This window comes from Clostridium sp. BJN0001, from assembly GCF_022869825.1.
In the GTDB taxonomy this organism is placed as follows: Bacteria; Bacillota; Clostridia; order Clostridiales; family Clostridiaceae; genus Clostridium.
In genome coordinates, this window is the sequence record NZ_CP094971.1 from 1,130,306 (window position 1) to 1,148,286 (window position 17,981).

Annotated in this window: 18 protein-coding genes; 15 read left to right on the forward strand and 3 right to left on the reverse strand. The window is 27.9% G+C overall.

The annotated features are described in order from the left end of the window. The first annotated feature begins 30 nt into the window (after positions 1-30). On the forward strand, positions 31-471 hold the full coding sequence (gene ndk / locus MTX53_RS05325) for a nucleoside-diphosphate kinase (RefSeq protein ID WP_244835218.1): 441 nt from the start codon (positions 31-33) through the stop codon (positions 469-471). Positions 472-554: 83 nt separating this feature from the next. Here ndk and MTX53_RS05330 read toward each other — a convergent pair whose 3' ends face one another. Both MTX53_RS05330 and MTX53_RS05335 read right to left on the reverse strand, forming a co-directional pair. Beyond that, complete coding sequence (locus tag MTX53_RS05330) at positions 555-1,094, reverse strand: XRE family transcriptional regulator (RefSeq protein WP_244835219.1); 540 nt, start codon at positions 1,092-1,094, stop codon at positions 555-557. Between the two features lie 27 nt (positions 1,095-1,121). Beyond that, on the reverse strand, positions 1,122-3,680 hold the full coding sequence (locus tag MTX53_RS05335) for a PBP1A family penicillin-binding protein (RefSeq protein ID WP_244835220.1): 2,559 nt from the start codon (positions 3,678-3,680) through the stop codon (positions 1,122-1,124). 103 nt (positions 3,681-3,783) lie between these two features. Between MTX53_RS05335 and yunB the strand changes: the two genes are divergently transcribed. Continuing rightward, complete coding sequence (gene yunB, locus MTX53_RS05340) at positions 3,784-4,425, forward strand: sporulation protein YunB (RefSeq protein ID WP_244835221.1); 642 nt, start codon at positions 3,784-3,786, stop codon at positions 4,423-4,425. Positions 4,426-4,465: 40 nt separating this feature from the next. Here the strand turns inward: yunB and hpt are convergent, their stop codons facing one another. Beyond that, on the reverse strand, positions 4,466-4,990 hold the full coding sequence (gene hpt, locus MTX53_RS05345; RefSeq protein ID WP_244835222.1) for a hypoxanthine phosphoribosyltransferase: 525 nt from the start codon (positions 4,988-4,990) through the stop codon (positions 4,466-4,468). Positions 4,991-5,098: 108 nt separating this feature from the next. Here hpt and hflX point away from each other — a divergent pair, with 108 nt between their 5' ends. The 13 genes from hflX (at position 5,099) to MTX53_RS05410 (ending at position 17,896) form a co-directional block, all read left to right on the forward strand. Then, positions 5,099-6,883 (forward strand): GTPase HflX, encoded by a 1,785-nt coding sequence (gene hflX / locus MTX53_RS05350; RefSeq protein ID WP_244835223.1) that lies wholly within the window; start codon positions 5,099-5,101, stop codon positions 6,881-6,883. A 63-nt stretch (positions 6,884-6,946) separates the two neighbouring features. Next, the gene (locus MTX53_RS05355; RefSeq protein ID WP_244835224.1) at positions 6,947-7,861 is read left to right on the forward strand and encodes a nucleotidyltransferase domain-containing protein; all 915 of its coding nucleotides are present in this window, start codon (positions 6,947-6,949) and stop codon (positions 7,859-7,861) included. An 18-nt stretch (positions 7,862-7,879) separates the two neighbouring features. Further along, positions 7,880-9,307: a PLP-dependent aminotransferase family protein gene (locus tag MTX53_RS05360; RefSeq protein ID WP_244835225.1), complete on the forward strand. Its 1,428-nt coding sequence runs from the start codon at positions 7,880-7,882 to the stop codon at positions 9,305-9,307. Positions 9,308-9,329: 22 nt separating this feature from the next. Next, positions 9,330-9,977 carry a YigZ family protein gene (locus tag MTX53_RS05365; RefSeq protein WP_244835226.1) on the forward strand — a complete coding sequence of 216 codons (648 nt, stop codon included), beginning with the start codon at positions 9,330-9,332 and terminating at the stop codon, positions 9,975-9,977. An 82-nt stretch (positions 9,978-10,059) separates the two neighbouring features. Next, complete coding sequence (locus MTX53_RS05370; RefSeq protein WP_244835227.1) at positions 10,060-10,797, forward strand: YebC/PmpR family DNA-binding transcriptional regulator; 738 nt, start codon at positions 10,060-10,062, stop codon at positions 10,795-10,797. A 150-nt stretch (positions 10,798-10,947) separates the two neighbouring features. After that, positions 10,948-11,865, forward strand: coding sequence for a tyrosine-type recombinase/integrase (locus MTX53_RS05375; RefSeq protein WP_244835228.1), 918 nt, complete (start codon positions 10,948-10,950; stop codon positions 11,863-11,865). A 9-nt stretch (positions 11,866-11,874) separates the two neighbouring features. Then, on the forward strand, positions 11,875-12,054 hold the full coding sequence (locus MTX53_RS05380) for a hypothetical protein (protein ID WP_244835229.1): 180 nt from the start codon (positions 11,875-11,877) through the stop codon (positions 12,052-12,054). Positions 12,055-13,959: 1,905 nt separating this feature from the next. Next, positions 13,960-14,166, forward strand: coding sequence for a hypothetical protein (locus MTX53_RS05385; protein ID WP_244835230.1), 207 nt, complete (start codon positions 13,960-13,962; stop codon positions 14,164-14,166). Positions 14,167-14,588: 422 nt separating this feature from the next. Further along, positions 14,589-15,047 carry a hypothetical protein gene (locus tag MTX53_RS05390; RefSeq protein ID WP_244835231.1) on the forward strand — a complete coding sequence of 153 codons (459 nt, stop codon included), beginning with the start codon at positions 14,589-14,591 and terminating at the stop codon, positions 15,045-15,047. A 93-nt stretch (positions 15,048-15,140) separates the two neighbouring features. Beyond that, positions 15,141-15,980, forward strand: coding sequence for a hypothetical protein (locus tag MTX53_RS05395; RefSeq protein ID WP_244835232.1), 840 nt, complete (start codon positions 15,141-15,143; stop codon positions 15,978-15,980). Positions 15,981-16,066: 86 nt separating this feature from the next. After that, entirely contained in the window at positions 16,067-16,318 is a 252-nt protein-coding gene (locus MTX53_RS05400; protein WP_244835233.1) for a helix-turn-helix transcriptional regulator, read from the forward strand. 293 nt (positions 16,319-16,611) lie between these two features. Further along, complete coding sequence (locus MTX53_RS05405) at positions 16,612-17,511, forward strand: hypothetical protein (RefSeq protein ID WP_244835234.1); 900 nt, start codon at positions 16,612-16,614, stop codon at positions 17,509-17,511. A gap of 184 nt (positions 17,512-17,695) precedes the next feature. Then, positions 17,696-17,896, forward strand: a complete 201-nt coding sequence (locus MTX53_RS05410; protein ID WP_244835235.1) for a hypothetical protein — start codon at positions 17,696-17,698, stop codon at positions 17,894-17,896. Positions 17,897-17,981: the final 85 nt, after the last annotated feature.

The following is a 17,981-nucleotide window of genomic DNA, read 5'->3' on the forward strand; positions in this document are numbered from 1 at the left end:
TATTATAGCAATATAGGAGGGTACAGAATTATGTTAGAAAGAAGTGTAGTTTTAATTAAACCAGATGGAGTTGAGAGAAACATAATAGGAAATATTATAAGCTGTTATGAAGGAAATGATCTTGCAATAAAAGAGCTAAAGATGATGAAAGCATCTAGAAGTCTTGCTGAAAAGCATTATTCACAACATAAAGGAAAGGATTTTTATGAAGAACTTATAACATTCATAACAAGAAGTCCTCTTGTTGCGATGATATTAGAAGGAGAAGATGCAGTTTCAAGAATAAGAAAGCTTCATGGAGCTACAAGTCCTACTGATGCACTGCAGGGTACAATAAGACATAGATATGCAAGAAGCAAGACAGAAAATTGTGTTCATGCGTCAGATACTTTAGAAAGTGCAGATAGCGAAATGAAATTATGGTTTTCAGAAATTCCTGATTTAGAAAAATATCTTAATATAAGAAAATAAAAAATTAAATTTATAAATAAAAATAAAGATCAATGCTTAACTGTAATGTTAAACATTGATCTTTTATTTTGAAAAATATTAAATTAAAATGAAGGAGGAGTAGATATCCATAAGACTTTAGCTGATCTTTTACCAGAGTTTGAGATATAATGATTTACTTTAACTTTATAATAAAAGCTTTCTCCTTTTTTTACTTTATATATTTTTTTACCAAGATGAAGATTTATTGTTCCATGAAGGACATATCCAAATTCTTCACCATTATGTGGCTGTTCTTCTTCATAATGCCCACCTGGTTCAATCTCTATAAGTATTGGTTCCATTTCATTTTTTTGAGCATTTGGTATAAGCCATTTAATCGAATATTTTAAATTCATGTTTTCTTTTATAAACATGTCATTTTCTGCGAAAGTTACTTTTTCTTCATAATGTTCACTAAAAAATTCTGTAAGATTAGTTCCAAGAATTTCCAAAATATCAATTAATGTTGTAATAGATGGAGATGTGAGATTATTTTCTATTTGAGAAATAAAACCCTTTGATAATTCACATCTATTAGCTAGTTCTTCTTGCGTAAGCTGTTTTTCTCTTCGTAATTTTTTTATTTTTTCTCCAATGTTCATAATAGCACCTGCTTATATTAAGTAACTTTAATTTTTATTGTTATCGAATTTAGCATTATTTTTATTGTGATTATTATTTTTTTTATCTTCAATAGGTGAAGGAAGAGTATTACTATCTTTATTTCCTTCATCACGATCCGATGACTCTTCGTTACTACTATTTAAATTTTCATCACTATCATCAATAGGTGGATCTGGAAGATTTTCTTCTGAAGCATTGTTCTTTTGTGAAGAATTTTCATTACTATATGCAGATCCTACTTGTTTTAAAACCATATAATAATCTTTTGTTATTGGATTTGGATTCTCTTTTTTTATAAATATTTGGCTCTTTGTTAAAATAGAAGGAGTAAAACTACCTGCCATATTGTCAGTAAACATATTTACGTTCCCATAAACGTGAGTTGAGCAAGATGCTTTAGGCTCTGTACCTTCAATAAACATTGCATCAATTACACGACTACCTCTAGGATCGTTTTTACATAAATCTGTAGGAATAAGCCCAGAATCTTTACATACTTGTTCATGAACTATGCCGCTTGGCTCTGTTAAATCTTTAGTTTCTAATCCTTCATGAGCCTTTTTCATTAGAGTACCCCATAGTTTTGCCATAGAACTTGAGTATCCTCTTAAAGTTTGTTCCTTATTGTCGTAGCCTACCCATACAGATGCCGAATAATATGGTGTGAGTCCTGAAAACCATAAATCTTTTGAATCTGTTGTTGTACCTGTTTTACCAGCAGCTGGCATATCAGAAAATTTAGCAGCAGTACCAGTACCAAATTCAACAGTACTTTTCATTAAATCATACATAATATATGCACTCTGAGCTGAGAATACCTGTGTTTGATCTCCAGTATCTCTTTCAAGTATATTTTTACCGTTTGTATCAAAAACTTTAGTATAAAGACATGGTTTTGTGCATATACCATCATTTCCAAAACTTCCAAAAGCAGAAGCGAGTGTACTTGTGTTTCCACCATCATCATGGTTGTTAAACTGTCCAAGTGCTAAACAAGCAAGTGTATTTGAACCATTTTTATATACAATGCCAAGCTTTTTACCATAAGCCATACCAGTTTTTACTGAAACTTTATCTTCAGTAATTACTGAACATACATTTTTTGAGTATGCTATAGCTTCTCTAGGACTTACAAGACCTAAATACTCATTTGGATCATTTCTAGGATTCCATGGAGAACCATCTGGTTGAGGCCATTTTTTACCTATACTTTCCGGGATAGGAGCATCATCTATAGGTGTTGCTGCTGTGATTATCTTTTGATCTATTCCAGGCCCGTAAACAGTAAGAGGCTTTGTATTAGAACCAATAGAACGCCTAGCATCATATGCTCGATTAGTTGATTGAGGCTTTTGATTACCACGTCCACCAACCATAGCTAAAACGTAACCTGTTCTATAATCCATTATTGTTGCAGAAGCTTGAAGTTTTGGAACTCCATCACTATCATAAGTTTCTTCGTTTGACATTCCAAGAGAGGACTTATCATTTAAAGTTTTTTGTGTAAAGTCTTGAAGTTCTCTATCCATTGTTGTATAAATTTTTAATCCACCATTTACAATGAGTTTTGAGACTTCATCATCTGAATATTTATATTTCTTTTTTAGATCCTCTTTAACTTGCTCAACAGCTGGATATACAAACCATTCATAATTGAGATTATAATTCTTTTTTGTTTGTTTAAAAACAAGACCTCCATTTTTAACAGATTCAACCGACGAATCATACTCGTCTTTGGTTATATATTCCAGCTCATACATTTTTGATAATACTGTAATAGTTCTGTTTATATATGGAGATGGATCTTTTTTATTTGCTTCATTATATGCACTATAATATGTAGGAGCTTGAGTTATTCCTGCAATATATGCACATTCAATTAAAGAAAGATCCTTAGAATTTTTACTAAAATACATAGATGCAGCAGCTTCTACACCATATACTTTTCCACCTAATGGAATTGTATTTAAATATGCAGTTAAAATCTGGTCTTTAGTAAGTTTTTTCTCAAGACTTAAAGAAAGATATGCTTCTTTAATTTTTCTTTTTAGAGAAAATTCATCAGTTAAAACTGTATTTTTAATAAGCTGCTGTGTAATTGTAGATGCACCATGCATTCCTGTTTCTTTTTTTAATATTTTTTTTACATCTAAAATAGCAGCACCAGCTATTCTTCTAAGGTCAATACCTTTATGTGAATAAAAACGCTCATCTTCTATTGAAACAAACGCATGTTTTAAGTTATCTGGAATAGATGCTGAATCTATTACATAACGTTCCTCATCTGTATGGAGTGTATCCATAAAATTACCATCTTTATCGTATATACTAGATGCTTGATTAAGTGTTAAAACTTCCTGAACATTTATATCGTCAGTTGTTTTTATAATAGCAAGAACGTATGAAATTCCTACAATTAATATAGATGTAAAAAGGAATAAAAATGTAAAAAATATTCCTCTAAAAATTTTATGTCTCGGTTTTTTTCTGCTTTTTACATTGGGTTTTTGTCTGTTACTCTGCTTAGGAGTTTTTCGTATATTAGATTTATTATTAACAGCCATTTTTCCTCCTATATTTTATATAAGATTTTATGAATAATATTTTATTCTATTATAGCATAATTATAATATGAGTAAACTGATAACTCAATAAAAAGGTGCTGATATGGAATATTATACAAAAAGAAAAAAAACAGGACGATTAAAAAAATTTATAATCTTTATATTGATTATATCCATTATAAATTTGATATTTTACTTTTTTGATGCAAGAGTTCTTCCTCATGTTGCAGATGTATCAGAGACTATTGCACAATCAAAAACTATTGATATAATAAATGAAACTAGTGTAGAAATATTAAATGATGATTTTAATTATGATGAACTTGTAAAAATAAGTAGAGATGATACTGGAAAAATAAATCTTATACAATCAGATACAGCAAAGCTTAATAAAATAGCTTCTAGTCTTGCAATAAAAACTAATGAGAAACTACGTAAAATGAAAGATATAGAAGTGAATGTTCCTCTTGGATGGTCAACAGATAAAGGAATGTTATTTAATATAGGACCTAAAATTAATGTAGCCATTGAACCTGTGGGGAATATGAATATTACGTACGAATCTGATTTTGAAAGCGCAGGAATTAATCAGACAAGACATAAGATATATTTTAATGTTGAAGCAAAAGTTAGAGTAATGCTTCCATTTAAAAGTAGAGAGACAACTATAAATACTCAGATTCCTGTAACAGATACTATAGTTGTTGGAGAAATACCGAGTGGAGCAATAATACAAAGTAAATGACAAAGAACATGTTCTTTGTCATTTATTAAAATTAAATGTTTTAATTTTCAAAATTAAATATATAAGGAACATTTCTATAATAATCCCCATAGTTTAAACCATATCCTGCAACAAAAACATCTTTGATGCTAAAGCAACAGTAATCTGGCTGTATTGTAACTTCTCTTCTTGATGGTTTATCTAAAAGAGAACATGTTTTTACTGACTGAGGGTTTAATTTTAATATATGTTCTTTTACAAAATTCATAGTTATACCTGTATCAACTATGTCATCAACTATTAAAACATCATATCCTTCAAGTGAATCTTTAACATCATTTACAATTTTAACTTTTCCAGAAGAAATGCTATTATTTTCATAACTTGATGTAGTCATAAAGCCTATTTTTACATTAATATCGATTGCTCTTACAAGATCTGCTGTAAAAATAAAACTTCCTCTTAAAAGTGAAAGTACATATAATTTTTTGCCATCATAATCAGTTGAAATTCTCTTTCCAAGTTCTGATATTTTTTCTTCAATATCTTCTTTGGAAATTAGTATATTTCGTTTTTGATTTTCCATAGATTAAACTCCTTTATATATATAATTAAATACATTTTATTTGTAATTACTTTATCAATAGTATAAAATTATATGAAAGTTGTCAATATGATACCAGGAGGTGTATTTATGATTTTTGGTAAAACAGAAGGAATTAAAAATACAATTTTAGACCGTTTAGAAGAAATATATAAAATTAAAACTAGTAAAGACGAGGTATGTGATATATCTATAATTAATATAATGGCGTCTGTTAGTTCTGAGATAGAAAAAGAGGTGTCTGTTTCAATAAGTAGAAATGGAAATACTGAAAATGTCACTATAGGGGATTCAACATCAGCTAAAATTGACCTTATAGATATTTATGAAAAAAGGCTTTCAGGAATTAGAGTTATACATACTCATCCAAATGGAATTTCAAGATTTTCTGCGCTAGATATTACAGCACTTTTAAAACTTAAACTTGATGCTTTAGTTTCTATTGCAGTAAAGGATTCTAAAATTATAGATTTTGCTTTTGGAAATATAGCATTATACAATAATAGATTATCATATGAAGAAAAAGATAATCTTTCATTAGATGAATTATTAAGTATAAATGTACTTGATAAAATAAGATTCTCTGAAGATATGATAAAAACAAATGATGTTATTGAAGATAATTCTGAAAAAGCAATTCTTATAGGCTCAGATACAAAAGAAAGTCTTGAGGAACTTAAAGAACTTACAAAAGCATGTGATATTCCTGTTACTGATTTGATATTTCAAAAAAGAGAAAAAATAGATCCAGCTTTTTATATAGGAAAAGGAAAAGTTTTTGAAATAGCTAATATAAGACAGAAAGAAAGAGCAAATGTTGTTATTTTTGATGATGAACTTTCAGGATCTCAGGTTAGAAATCTTGAAAATGCAATCGGAGCAAAAGTAATTGACAGAACAACTCTTATACTAGAGATATTTGCAAGAAGAGCAAAATCAAAAGAATCAAAAATACAAGTAGAACTTGCACAGCTTAAATACAGATTATCTAGACTTCAAGGTCTTGGAACTGTGCTTTCAAGAACTGGAGGAGGAATAGGAACTAAAGGTCCTGGAGAGAAAAAACTTGAGACAGACAGAAGACATATAATGGAAACTGTTTATGATTTAAAATCTGAACTTAAGAAAATAAAAAAGATAAGAGAAGTGCAAAGAGAAAAAAGAAATAAAGATAATATAGCTAAAGTTTCACTTGTGGGATATACTAATGCTGGAAAATCAACAATACGAAATGCATTATGTGAAATGTCCTCTAAGATAGATGCTAAAGCTAAAGAAGGTGTACTTGAAAAAGATATGCTTTTTGCAACTCTTGATACAACAACAAGAGCTATTATGCTTAAAAATAAAGGAACAATAACAATTACAGATACAGTAGGTTTTGTAAGAAAACTTCCTCATGAACTTGTTGAATCATTTAAATCTACTCTTGAAGAAGTAATATATTCTGATCTTTTATGCCATGTTATAGATATTTCAAGTGAACATGCATTAGATGAATATAATGCAGTAAATGAAGTCTTATCTGAACTTAATGCTTTAGATAAGGAAACAATTATAGTTTTAAATAAATGTGATAAAGCAAGTCCTGAAAATATTAAGAAATTTTATGACTGTGTAAAAGACAAAACTGTAGTAGAAATATCAGCAAAAGAGAAGATTAATTTAGATAAACTTTTAGATCTTATTGAGCAAAAAGTTCCGTATAAATATAAAAAAATTAATTATCTTATTCCATATGATGATACAAAAGCAGCATCATTTTTACATAGAAACGCAAGAGTAATTGAAGAGGAATATAGGGAAAATGGCAATTATATAGTTGCTGAAGTTGATGAGGAAACTTACAATAAATCAAAACAATATGAAATTTAAAGAATTTTAAAAGTTTGCTATAATAAAGTTAAGTATTGTTTATATAAAGAAGGTGTGGGGAACTTGACAAAATCTATAATGGATTATCAGAAAGCTTCAAATAAACTCATAAATCATTTTAAGAATAATGAAAAAGTGCTTGCAATATTTGCTTTTGGAAGTATAGTAAGTGGTGATTTATGGGAAGAATCGGATATAGACATTTTTATTGTTTATAAAGATAATTTTATGGAGATTCGTGATGTCTATTCAAAAATTCTAGGTGTTAATGTTCATATGAAACTTTTATGCAAAAAAAAGCTTATAGAAATATATAACAGTGAACATAACAAAGGAATAGTAAAAAATATTCTTTCTTCATCAAAAATAATATTTTCAAGAGATGATGAAATAGAAAGGCTTTATAATAAATCAAAATATGATTTTGATGATTGTATTGAGAAATGGAATCTTGTATATCTTGGAAACACTATTAAAAATATAGGTGTTGTAAAAAAGTATATGCATAATGATAATATAGTAACATCATATGAAGTTTTAATAAGAAGTCTTGATGAACTTTCAAAACTCTATCTTAATTTAAATGGATACACAATAACTAAAGATTCTGTAAATATGGCTATGAATTTTAATAATAAATTTAATGAAATAGTAAATGAATTATTTAATAGTGAAATATCAGAAGAACTTATAAAGAAAGCTTTAGCTTATTTTGAAAGATATATTGATGAAAATTTATTTAAAGCATCGAAAGTTCTTTTAGACTTCTTAGATAAAAAGGAGTCATATTTAAGTTCTTATGAAATAAAAAAGGATGATGATTTTAAAGACTTTAACATAAGAACTGAGATTATTTTAAAAGAATTAAGCAAAAAGAAATTTATAGTAAGAGATTCGAGAAAACTTAAACTTGAAACAGAAGAAGAACTTATAATTGAAAATGTATATGCTTATAATGATAGACTCAATTACAGATAATTTTAAGGAGGAATTTCTTTGAAGATAGCACTTAGAATATATTCAGGAATAAAATTTAAAGAAGAAGTACCTAAATATATACAGATAGCATCCTTTATAAAATGTCTTATAGATAAAAAGACGATAGAGGAAGGAGATAAACTTCCTACAATACGTGATCTTTCAGAAGTAATTGGGGTAAATAAGATAACAATTGTAAATGCATATAAAAAACTTAAGTCAGATGGATATGCTTATCAAAGAGTTGGAAGTGGTACATATGCTAAAAGAAAGGATATATCATCTGATTTTTCGCGTGAATATTCTAATATATTAAATAATGTAAATAATATGACAGATGATGAAAATATAGTTGATTTTACAGGAGAAACTGTATCGGAAAATTTTTTTCCGATTGATGATCTTAAAGATATAATCAATAAAGTCCTTGAAAGAGATGGAGCTAAAGCATTAATATCACAAAATAAAAGAGGATACGATAAGCTTATAGATACTCTAGATGAGAACTTTTGGTATAATAAAATAAATACTGATAATATGTTAATTATTTCAGGAGCTCAGCAGGGAATAGATATTGCATCTAAAAGTATACTTAATATTAATGATAATATAATTGTTGAAAATCCAACATACATAGGGGCTCTTTCGGTTTTTAAATGGAGAAAAGTTAATCTTTTTCAGGTGCCAATGAAAGAAGATGGCATTGATATTGATAAATTTGAAAAAGTTCTTATGAAAAATAAAATAACAGCGTTTTATACTATGAGCTATTTTCAGAATCCTACTGGGATTAGTTATTCAATTGAGAAAAAGAAGAGGATTATTGAATTATCAAATATTTATAATTTTTACATAATAGAAGACGATTATCTTTCAGAACTTATTTATGATAATAGTTTAAATTATGTTTCTTTTAAAAGTCTTGATAAATATGATAGAGTAATTTATTTAAAGAGTTTTTCAAAAATATTTTTGCCAGGTATAAGGCTTGGATATTTAATAGCTCCTGATAATTTAAGAGATACTATACAAAGCTCAAAATTAAATACTGATATTGCAACTTCTTCACTTATGCAAAGAGCACTAGAAGAATATATATCTTGTGGCAAATGGATTGAAAATATAAGAAATATGAATAGTGAATATTCCAAAAGATACAAATTAATAAAAAAAATATTAGATACTGATTTTAAAGAATTATTGGAGTATATAGATCCTAAAGGAGGATTAAGTTTTTATATAATATGCAAAGAGAAGTCTCTTGATACAGTTGAACTTTTTAGACTTCTTAAGGAAGAAGATATACTAATAACGCCAGGAATATTGTTTTTCCCAGTTTCAACAGGTGGAAAAAATTCATTTAAAATATCATTTTATCAAACTAATGAACAGCAAATAAAAAGAGGACTTAAATTTATAAAAAAAGAATTGGAAAAGTTAATATAAGAAATATTCTGGAGGAATTTAAGTGGCATATATTACAATTAAAAATTATGGAGAAGATAGATTTATAGAAAAAAAATCTGAATTTATAGGTTATGCAAAAAGAGTAGAAAATGAAGATGATGCGAAAAAGTTTATAAACGAGATACGTTTAAAACATAAAGATGCAAAACATAATTGTTATGCGTATGTAATAGGACAAAATTTTAATATAAAAAGGTATTCAGATGATGGTGAGCCAAAGGGAACAGCAGGAATTCCAATACTTGAAGTCTTAAATAAGAGTATGGTTACTGATTGTGCCATAGTTGTAACAAGATATTTTGGAGGAATACTCCTTGGAACTGGTGGCTTAAATAGAGCGTATACAAAAGGAGCTTCTATTGCAATAAAAAATGCAGGTATAGTTGAAAAAGTTATTGGATTTTCCACTAAGTATACTTTTGATTATGATATTTTAGGCAAAATCCAGTATATGTGTACGAAAAATAATTGGTATATTGAAGATATAATATATACTGATAAAGTTACAATAGAGATATTAATTGAAAAGAAGATGTCAGAATCATTAGATAGAGAAATTGCTGAAATTACAAACGGTAAGGCAGTTTTAGAAAAGGGAGAAGAAAAGTTTTATTTTAAAGAAGGATACAGATTATACTCAGAATTATAGAAAAGTAGAGTCATTGTATAAAAGCTCAAATTGTGGTATAATTACTATGTATTTATGAGTTAAAAAGCGAGGAGGAAACGGTATGTCAGGACACTCAAAATGGCATAATATACAGGCCAAAAAAGGAAAAACAGATGCCAAAAGAGGTAAGATATTTACCAAAATAGGTAAAGAATTAATGGTAGCTGTAAAAGAAGGCGGCTCTAATTTAGATGCAAACAGCAGACTTAGAGATGTTGTTGCAAAAGCTAAAGCAGCTAATATGCCTAACGACAATATAGAAAGATCAATTAAGAAAGCAGCAGGAGAATTAGGTACAGTAGATTATGAAAATATAGTTTATGAGGGATACGGACCGAGCGGAGTTGCAGTAATAGTTGAAACTCTTACTGATAATAAAAATAGATCAGCAGCAAATGTAAGATGTGCATTTACAAAAGGTGGAGGAAATCTTGGAACTACAGGATGTGTAAGTTTCATGTTCCAGGAAAAAGGAGAAATCATAATTTCAAAAGAAGATAAAGATGAAGATGAAATGATGATGATGGCACTAGATAGTGGAGCAGAGGATTTTCAGTCAGAAGATGAAGTATTTGTAGTTACAACTACTCCACAAGATTTTGGACAGGTACGTGAGTCACTTGAAGAAAAAGGAATAGAGTTTTTAGAAGCAGAAGTTAAGATGATACCAAATACATATACATCTATAGATGAAGAAGCAGCTAAAAAATTCCAAAAGATGCTTGATATGCTTGAAGATGATGATGACGTACAAAATGTTTATCATAACGCTGAATTCCCAGAAGGATTTGAAGAATAAAGATATTAACCTCTTGGTATTACTAGCTTTGAACGAATTAGAATATTAACTTTAAAAACTAAATAATTAAGGTGTACATCAATTATGGTTTATGTTTAATGATGTATATATAAAAAAACACTTTCTGTTATTAACAGGAGGTGTTTTTTGTTGTTATTAAAAGGTTTATTGAAAGAATTTATATTAGAACTAGAAATAAGGAACTATTCCAAAAGAACGTTAAAAGGTTATAGAAATAATAATTTATTAATGTTTACCTATTTAGAGAAAGAATTTAATATTACCGATATTGAAGATGTTAAACCAACATATATAAAATCTTACATTAAATTTTTACAAAGAATTAAAAGAAAACCAACATATATAAATGGAATTATTAAATGTTTTAGAGCTTTCTTTAAATATGCGACAGATGAAGAAATAATTGAAAACAATCCAATGTTAAAGATTAATTGGTTAAAAGAGGAAAAGGTAATAATTAATACTTTCAATGACGAAGAAGTTGATAGAATGATGAAAGTATATACAGGTAGCGATTATATGAATATTAGAAATAAATGTATTTTGGCAATATTATTTGATACTGGTGTCAGAAATTTAGAATTATGTTCATTAAAAACTAATGATGTAAAAGACACTTATTTAACAGTAAAACAAGGAAAGTGTAGAAAAGATAGAAGAGTGGCTCTAAGTCCTATAAGCAGAAGAATAATTCTTAGATATGTAAGATGCAGAAATAGTTTTTTTGCAAATAGGATTATAGATGAGACTACACCGTTTTTCTTAAGTTACAGATTTAAGGCTTTAACAATTGAAGTGGTTGAAAGAGTCATGAAAATAGCTGGTAAGAAAGCTAATATTAGAAAAGATATACGTTGTAGTCCTCATACTGCAAGACATTATTTTGCACAAGCTCAACTTAGAAATGGATTAGATATATATTCGTTAAGTAGGTTATTAGGTCATGAGAATATTTCAATAACTAAGCGTTATTTACAAGGACTTCAAGATATTGAAATAGTAGAAATGGCAGTAAAAACAAGTCCATTAATGAACTTAAGAAAGTAGGTGAACACATTGTTAGATATAGAAACTGAATATGGGTGTTTTGGACATTTTAAAGACTTACTTCTATTCATGCAAGAAGAATGTTTACAAGAGATAGAGATAACAGATATTAAATATTGTTTAAGTGAAATCTATGGAAAAGGTACTTATACACTAGATGAAATTAAACAAATAGTGCAAAAAAAATAACTGATACTTTATCAGAATACCAGTTACCAAAACTACAATTGAATATAGTTTTATAATTCCCTATTGAAAAGGAACTACTACAATAATATTAGTTTAACCCTTTTTTAAAATATAGTCAATAGGGTTTTATTTCCTACACCCTTTTTTTTAAGAGGTAGGTTTAGTGGAATAGGGGAGAAACACTTAAAATAAAACGTCTCGGGTAGTTCCGACTAATTAACTCGGCGTATTTGCATTGCCTATCATATGCGATATGTCGTCAGTTGAGTAAGATACAACACTCTCAGCGTCTACAGGATAGATAATCAAAAGTGTAGTGGGAGGTTCGCTTGGTCGCAAGACAGGAACTTGTACAAGATAGAAATATCGTAGCCTATGGGCAAGTAGTAGGTTATTAAAGTACATTTGTAAAACAAGATAGGTAATATTACGAAGATACAATTCAGCTAAAGTCAGTAATATTTTGTTAGTCCAATTTTTAGGGCTAACTATACCCAAAAACGTGTCCACAGGCTTAGTCAGTATATAGCACTTTACCTCAAAGTCAAGTAATAAGCTTAAAATATATAGTATAAAACAAGACGAAAGATAAAAACAAGATAGAGTTTAACAAGTGTAGATATATTATAATGTTCATATAAGAAAGAACGAGAAAAAACGTCATAAAATAGAAATAATAGAAAAAGATGAGTTTGTCCGAAACGTAACTACTTGTAAACCTAGTAACACCAACGCTTACAAGGTTTGTTCTCAATTTTCTAATAGGGAGAAGGAAAAAGAGTAGAGAAGAATAGAAATAAATTAAATTTGTCCTAGTAAAGTAAAATTACTATAAATGGCTCAACCATGCGTGTTTGAATGGTATAAAATTTAAAAAGTCCGATAATTTAATATGGTAGGTAATATAGAAAAAAGAGACAAATGCACGAATTTAAATAACAATCTAGAGCTATCTTTAAATAATGAAAAATATAAAAGTTGTGAAGTATGTGGTAAAGAAATAAAATTAAAAAACGATAGAAGAATTCAAAAAAAAAAGGTATAATTCTCGCAAATAGAAAACACACTCAAACACGCATGGTTGTCACGTTTATAAGCAATTTAACTATATATTCCCTTTAATGAGTAGAAACAAAATAAAAACATATATAATTCTACTCAACTTTTCATTTTTCATAACACATACCTCTTTAATTTTTATTTAACTCTCCTAAAATAAAGATGGTAAATTTAATAAAAATAAAAGATTAAAATAATCGACTAACGTAACATTGCTACATACTAGTAACACCAACGCTTACAAGGTTTGTTCTCAATTTTCTAATAGGGATAAAGTGTGCGAAAAGAATAAGGAAAACGTAAATAGTATTTAAACACGCATGGTTATCACATTTATAGATATTTTGAAAAGCGATTTTCCAATAACTTAACATGATAGGTAAATAAATAAAAAAAAATGATGATCTAAACATTCAAGGAGAATGTTTTTAAGATATAGTGTCCTTTTGTGGGACAGTACCAAATTTGGAACTCAATAAATCCGAAGACGAACTGAACGACCACGGATTAGAAATACTTCTAATAGTTCAATGTGAACCGATAGACTTATACAATAGAAAAAAATAAAGCTAACTGTTTGAAATAGAAAACCCATTCAAACACTCATGAATACTAGGCTTAAATGGGTTTTATAACTCAATTTTCCAATAACTTAATATGATAAGTAATAATAGAAAAACATACTCAAAAATGGCTAAAAATTTAATGAAAATTTAAAAGTAAATCTCTATAAGCTAGTAATATCAACGCCTTACAGAGTCGGTCGTTTGGTACGTATGGTAGAGAATAAAATATATTTTTTTTATGCAAGTTTTTTAAACATAAATAAATAGGGAGAAGATTAAAATGAATGAAAAGGAGTTTAGACAAAGTGAATTAAAAGAAAAGCTAATAAACTTTTTAAATGAAAATGGAGTTAAGCAAAGATTTATCGCAAAAAAGATAGGAGTGCATGAAGCTACTGTGAGTAGATTTTTAAAAAGGAATAATTATTATTTATCTGATGATTATTTCAAAAGATTAGAAACATTTTTAAACAATAAAATAGGCTAACTACATTATGAAGTTAACCTTATAAAATAGCGATTGGGAAAATCTGAACGCTCATAAAATTGATAATTAGTCCTCATCTAAGTATTTAGGTGGGGCTTTTTATATATATAATATGTCTTTTTAACATATCAAAAAATGGTAATTTGTTAGATGATGCAAGTTCAAGTCTTGCCTTCCTTAAAAAAAAACGAAATCTAACTAGAAAGAATCACGTATAAAACGAAGGGGAAATTCCCCTCGGTACAATTTGTACTGGACTTTCGAAGTGTTTGGCTTATGCACAATAAAATTATAGGCTTTAAAGCGATTATAAGCGTCATACAGACGTTTTAATATAAATAGGTATAAATACTAGGGTATACGCCTATGAACTCAAATGAGGGCATATAAGACGTATAAACTAAGGAAAGGAAGAATGTATTATGACATTAGAAGAATTAAATTTAAACGAAGAACAATTAGAAGGTGTAAAGAGTTTTTTACAAAGCGAAGGGGATAAAATTAGAACAAAATACAATAAAGAAATTAAAGAGTTAAAAGAAAAAGTACCAAAAGAACTTACAGACGAAGAAAAAGCTTATAACAAGGAAAAAGAAGATTTTAAAAGAGAAAAGATGCAATTTGAATTATCTAAAAATCTAACAAATAAGGGTTTAGACTCTAAACTTGCACAATACTTAAATGTACAAGGTGTAGAAGATTTAGAAACTTATATTTCAGATTTTAGTAAGATTGTAGGAGCAAACAACTCTTTTAAACCAAACAGTCATAGCAATGCAGGTGGCTCTATAACAAAAGAACAGTTTAACAATATGGGATATAAAGAAAGAGAAAATTTATATAACACTAACAAAGAATTATATACAATTTTAAGCAAATAAATACAAATATTAGGCAAATAACAGACGTTTGGGAAATCCTAAGCGTCTTTTATTATATAAAATTTTACATTAAAGAAAGAAGGAATTTATATTATGGCAATTATAATACCAGAAATTTACAAAAATTTAGTAACAGAAAAGATGAAAGGTTTAGTAAAAATTAGTTCTTATGCACAAGACCTAGGAGAAGTTGGAAACTTTGCAGAAGAAGGAGACTCTATTACATTTCCTCAATTTTGTGCACTTTCAGATGCAGAAATATTAACAAAAGGTGATGCAATTAAGACAGAAGAATTAAAACAGACTTCTACTAAGAAAACTGTAAAACATTACTGCAAAGGTGTTTCTATCTATGATATAGACGCAAAAACAGGAATGGGCAATTTTCAGGATAATGCAGTAATGCAACAAGCAAGAATATTTGCAAAAGCAAGAGATAAAGAATGTGTTGCTGATATATTAGCAAATACACTTTTAAAGAGTTCAACTGCAAATGCAAATTCTATAACAAATACAGAACTAGATAACGCTTTAAATCTTTGGGGAGATGAACAGGATTCAGACTCATTTGACGCTATTATAATTAATAGTAGACTTTTACCAAGCTTTTTGTCTATGGACGGCTTTGTATCTAATACACTTACATATACAAAAGACGCAAACGGTATTGTTAGACAGGGTGTTGTCGGATTTTACAGAGGAATAAAGATCGTACTTTCTGATGTAGGAACATATGATACTACTGCAAATGAATGTATTACTTTTATTCTTAAAAAGCAGAGTTTAGGAGTAAAAGATAAGAAAGACGGCGTAGATATAGAAGTTTCAAGAGATGCAGAACATAAGAAAGATGATATATTTGCAGATGAAATTTTCGTTATTGGACTAATAGACAAGACAGGTGTAGCAGTTGTTAGAAAAACAATAGCTTAGTTATTTAAGGAGGTACTACAAAACGTGGTACTTCCTTTTATATATTTTTTTTAGTACCAAAGGTAACTATTAAGGAGGTGAGAAACATGACAATAAGGGAAAGAATACGTTATACAAGAACTATTTATCAATTAACACAACTAGAAGTCGCAAAAGGTCTAGGAGTTTGTAAACAGTATATAACACAAATAGAAACAAACAAGAAAATAGCAAGTGATGAAAGATTAGAAGAAATACTTAATCTAGTATACGTGCTAGGAGAAAATAAGAAAAAAGGCAGATTAAAAGACGTTTTAGACGATTTAAAAGAACAAAATGATATTGAACACGAAAGGTAGGTGAATTTTAATTAATTTATCTATCTTTCTACTTAATCAGTCAATTATGATGAAGTAGGAGAGATATACAATGATCCCGTTAACACTACGTTTTTCACAAATTTGTGAAATAGCGATTACAGAATGAAATAAAAATTAACAAACGATATGAATATTAAATTTGAAATAAAAAAAATGAAATAAAACGATTTGAAAGGGAATGTTAGTTATGAAAATAATAAAAGTAATCAAAGAATATGAAATCTATAAAAAATATGAAGTAAAAATGATAGTTAGATTAATTAAATCTAATTATGTTAAAAGAAGTAAAAGAAAAATTTCCGAACTGGTGCGAAGACACCGATACAAAATTACAATTAATGATGTCAGACGACATTGACGCACTTATGTGTTATATGTTTCAGAAGATACAGTTTAATAGAGAATGTGAATATTTTATTGATATGAGCAGTAAAAAGGCTTATGAAAACTATAGTAGAACAATAAGACATGACGGCACACAAACTCTATATAAAACTAAAGACGCAACAAAACGAGGAAAAAACTTATTAACTTTAGACGTAAGTATAAATAGAAATAATAAGAGTTGGGATAATCATGTTGTACAGTTATCAGAGAATGAAACAAATTACAATAAATTATCTGCGAACATGAATGTAGCAATGAATGTAAATAAATCTAATTATACAAGTAAGTTTTGTATTAGTACATTTATAACAATGTTAAGTTACTATAATTACAATATTAGTAAATTTGATAGAGATAAACTAGCTTTAATTTGTGCAATAGACAGTACATATTATCCATTTAACACAAGTTTTGAATATACTGCAACTAAAAATCTTAAATTATTAGGATTTGGTTCTGTAGTAGATTTTATAAAGAAAAATAGAGATTATATACAACAAATAGACAAAAAATATCTAAAAGATAAACATATATATGTAAAAAATGGATATTTAGATACTAATTTAAACTTAAATGTAATATCAGATTTATTTAATTGTACAGTAGAATTACCAACAAAAAAATTTACTAAATGTGCAGAATTTAAAAGTCAAGTATTTGATGCAAATAAATTTAGAAATAAAGAAGAGATGCAAGAAACTTTTAAAAAGAAGATATTTAATATTGCACTCACATATAAACAAACTGGAATAGTTAGCTTTATAGAGCCAACAAATAATAAATAAAAATAAAAGGAGAAATATAAGATGAAAAAAGGATATTATATAGCAAAAACTTTAAGAATTAAGAAATTATTTAAGCGAATATAAATAAAATACACCGTTTCAAACGGGATCAAGGTTGGTAAGGTTCTTAATAGACTTTACTAGCCTTTTTTAATATGCACAATATGAAAGGATAGATTTAATAATGGAAAAGAAATACTATTTTATAACAAATAAATATTTAGCAGATACGATGTCTTACTTATTGCAAGAAAGATACTATAAATTAGATAACAAAGATTATAAAGATAGAAAGATTTATAGTTTTGTCAATACTGCAAAATTTAGGGAGGTATTAACATTAGTGCAGAAGATTAAAAATGAGAATAAAAAAGATAGCCTTTAAGCCTAGTAAATACCACACTCCATTTGATGTACTGTTTTTAGTACATTCAATATTAAAGATTAAAAAATTCAATGTACTGTTTTTA

Excerpts from the sequence above, each read along its gene's own strand:
- MTX53_RS05395 (WP_244835232.1), top strand. The coding sequence starts at position 15,141 with ATGGCAATTATAATACCAGAAATTTACAAAAATTTAGTAACAGAAAAG.
- MTX53_RS05405 (WP_244835234.1), top strand. The coding sequence starts at position 16,612 with ATGTTAAAAGAAGTAAAAGAAAAATTTCCGAACTGGTGCGAAGACACC.
- hflX (WP_244835223.1), top strand. The coding sequence starts at position 5,099 with ATGATTTTTGGTAAAACAGAAGGAATTAAAAATACAATTTTAGACCGT.
- MTX53_RS05390 (WP_244835231.1), top strand. The coding sequence starts at position 14,589 with ATGACATTAGAAGAATTAAATTTAAACGAAGAACAATTAGAAGGTGTA.
- MTX53_RS05400 (WP_244835233.1), top strand. The coding sequence starts at position 16,067 with ATGACAATAAGGGAAAGAATACGTTATACAAGAACTATTTATCAATTA.
- MTX53_RS05385 (WP_244835230.1), top strand. The coding sequence starts at position 13,960 with ATGAATGAAAAGGAGTTTAGACAAAGTGAATTAAAAGAAAAGCTAATA.
- ndk (WP_244835218.1), top strand. The coding sequence starts at position 31 with ATGTTAGAAAGAAGTGTAGTTTTAATTAAACCAGATGGAGTTGAGAGA.
- MTX53_RS05410 (WP_244835235.1), top strand. The coding sequence starts at position 17,696 with ATGGAAAAGAAATACTATTTTATAACAAATAAATATTTAGCAGATACG.
- MTX53_RS05370 (WP_244835227.1), top strand. The coding sequence starts at position 10,060 with ATGTCAGGACACTCAAAATGGCATAATATACAGGCCAAAAAAGGAAAA.
- yunB (WP_244835221.1), top strand. The coding sequence starts at position 3,784 with ATGGAATATTATACAAAAAGAAAAAAAACAGGACGATTAAAAAAATTT.
- MTX53_RS05330 (WP_244835219.1), bottom strand. The coding sequence starts at position 1,094 with ATGAACATTGGAGAAAAAATAAAAAAATTACGAAGAGAAAAACAGCTT.
- hpt (WP_244835222.1), bottom strand. The coding sequence starts at position 4,990 with ATGGAAAATCAAAAACGAAATATACTAATTTCCAAAGAAGATATTGAA.
- MTX53_RS05335 (WP_244835220.1), bottom strand. The coding sequence starts at position 3,680 with ATGGCTGTTAATAATAAATCTAATATACGAAAAACTCCTAAGCAGAGT.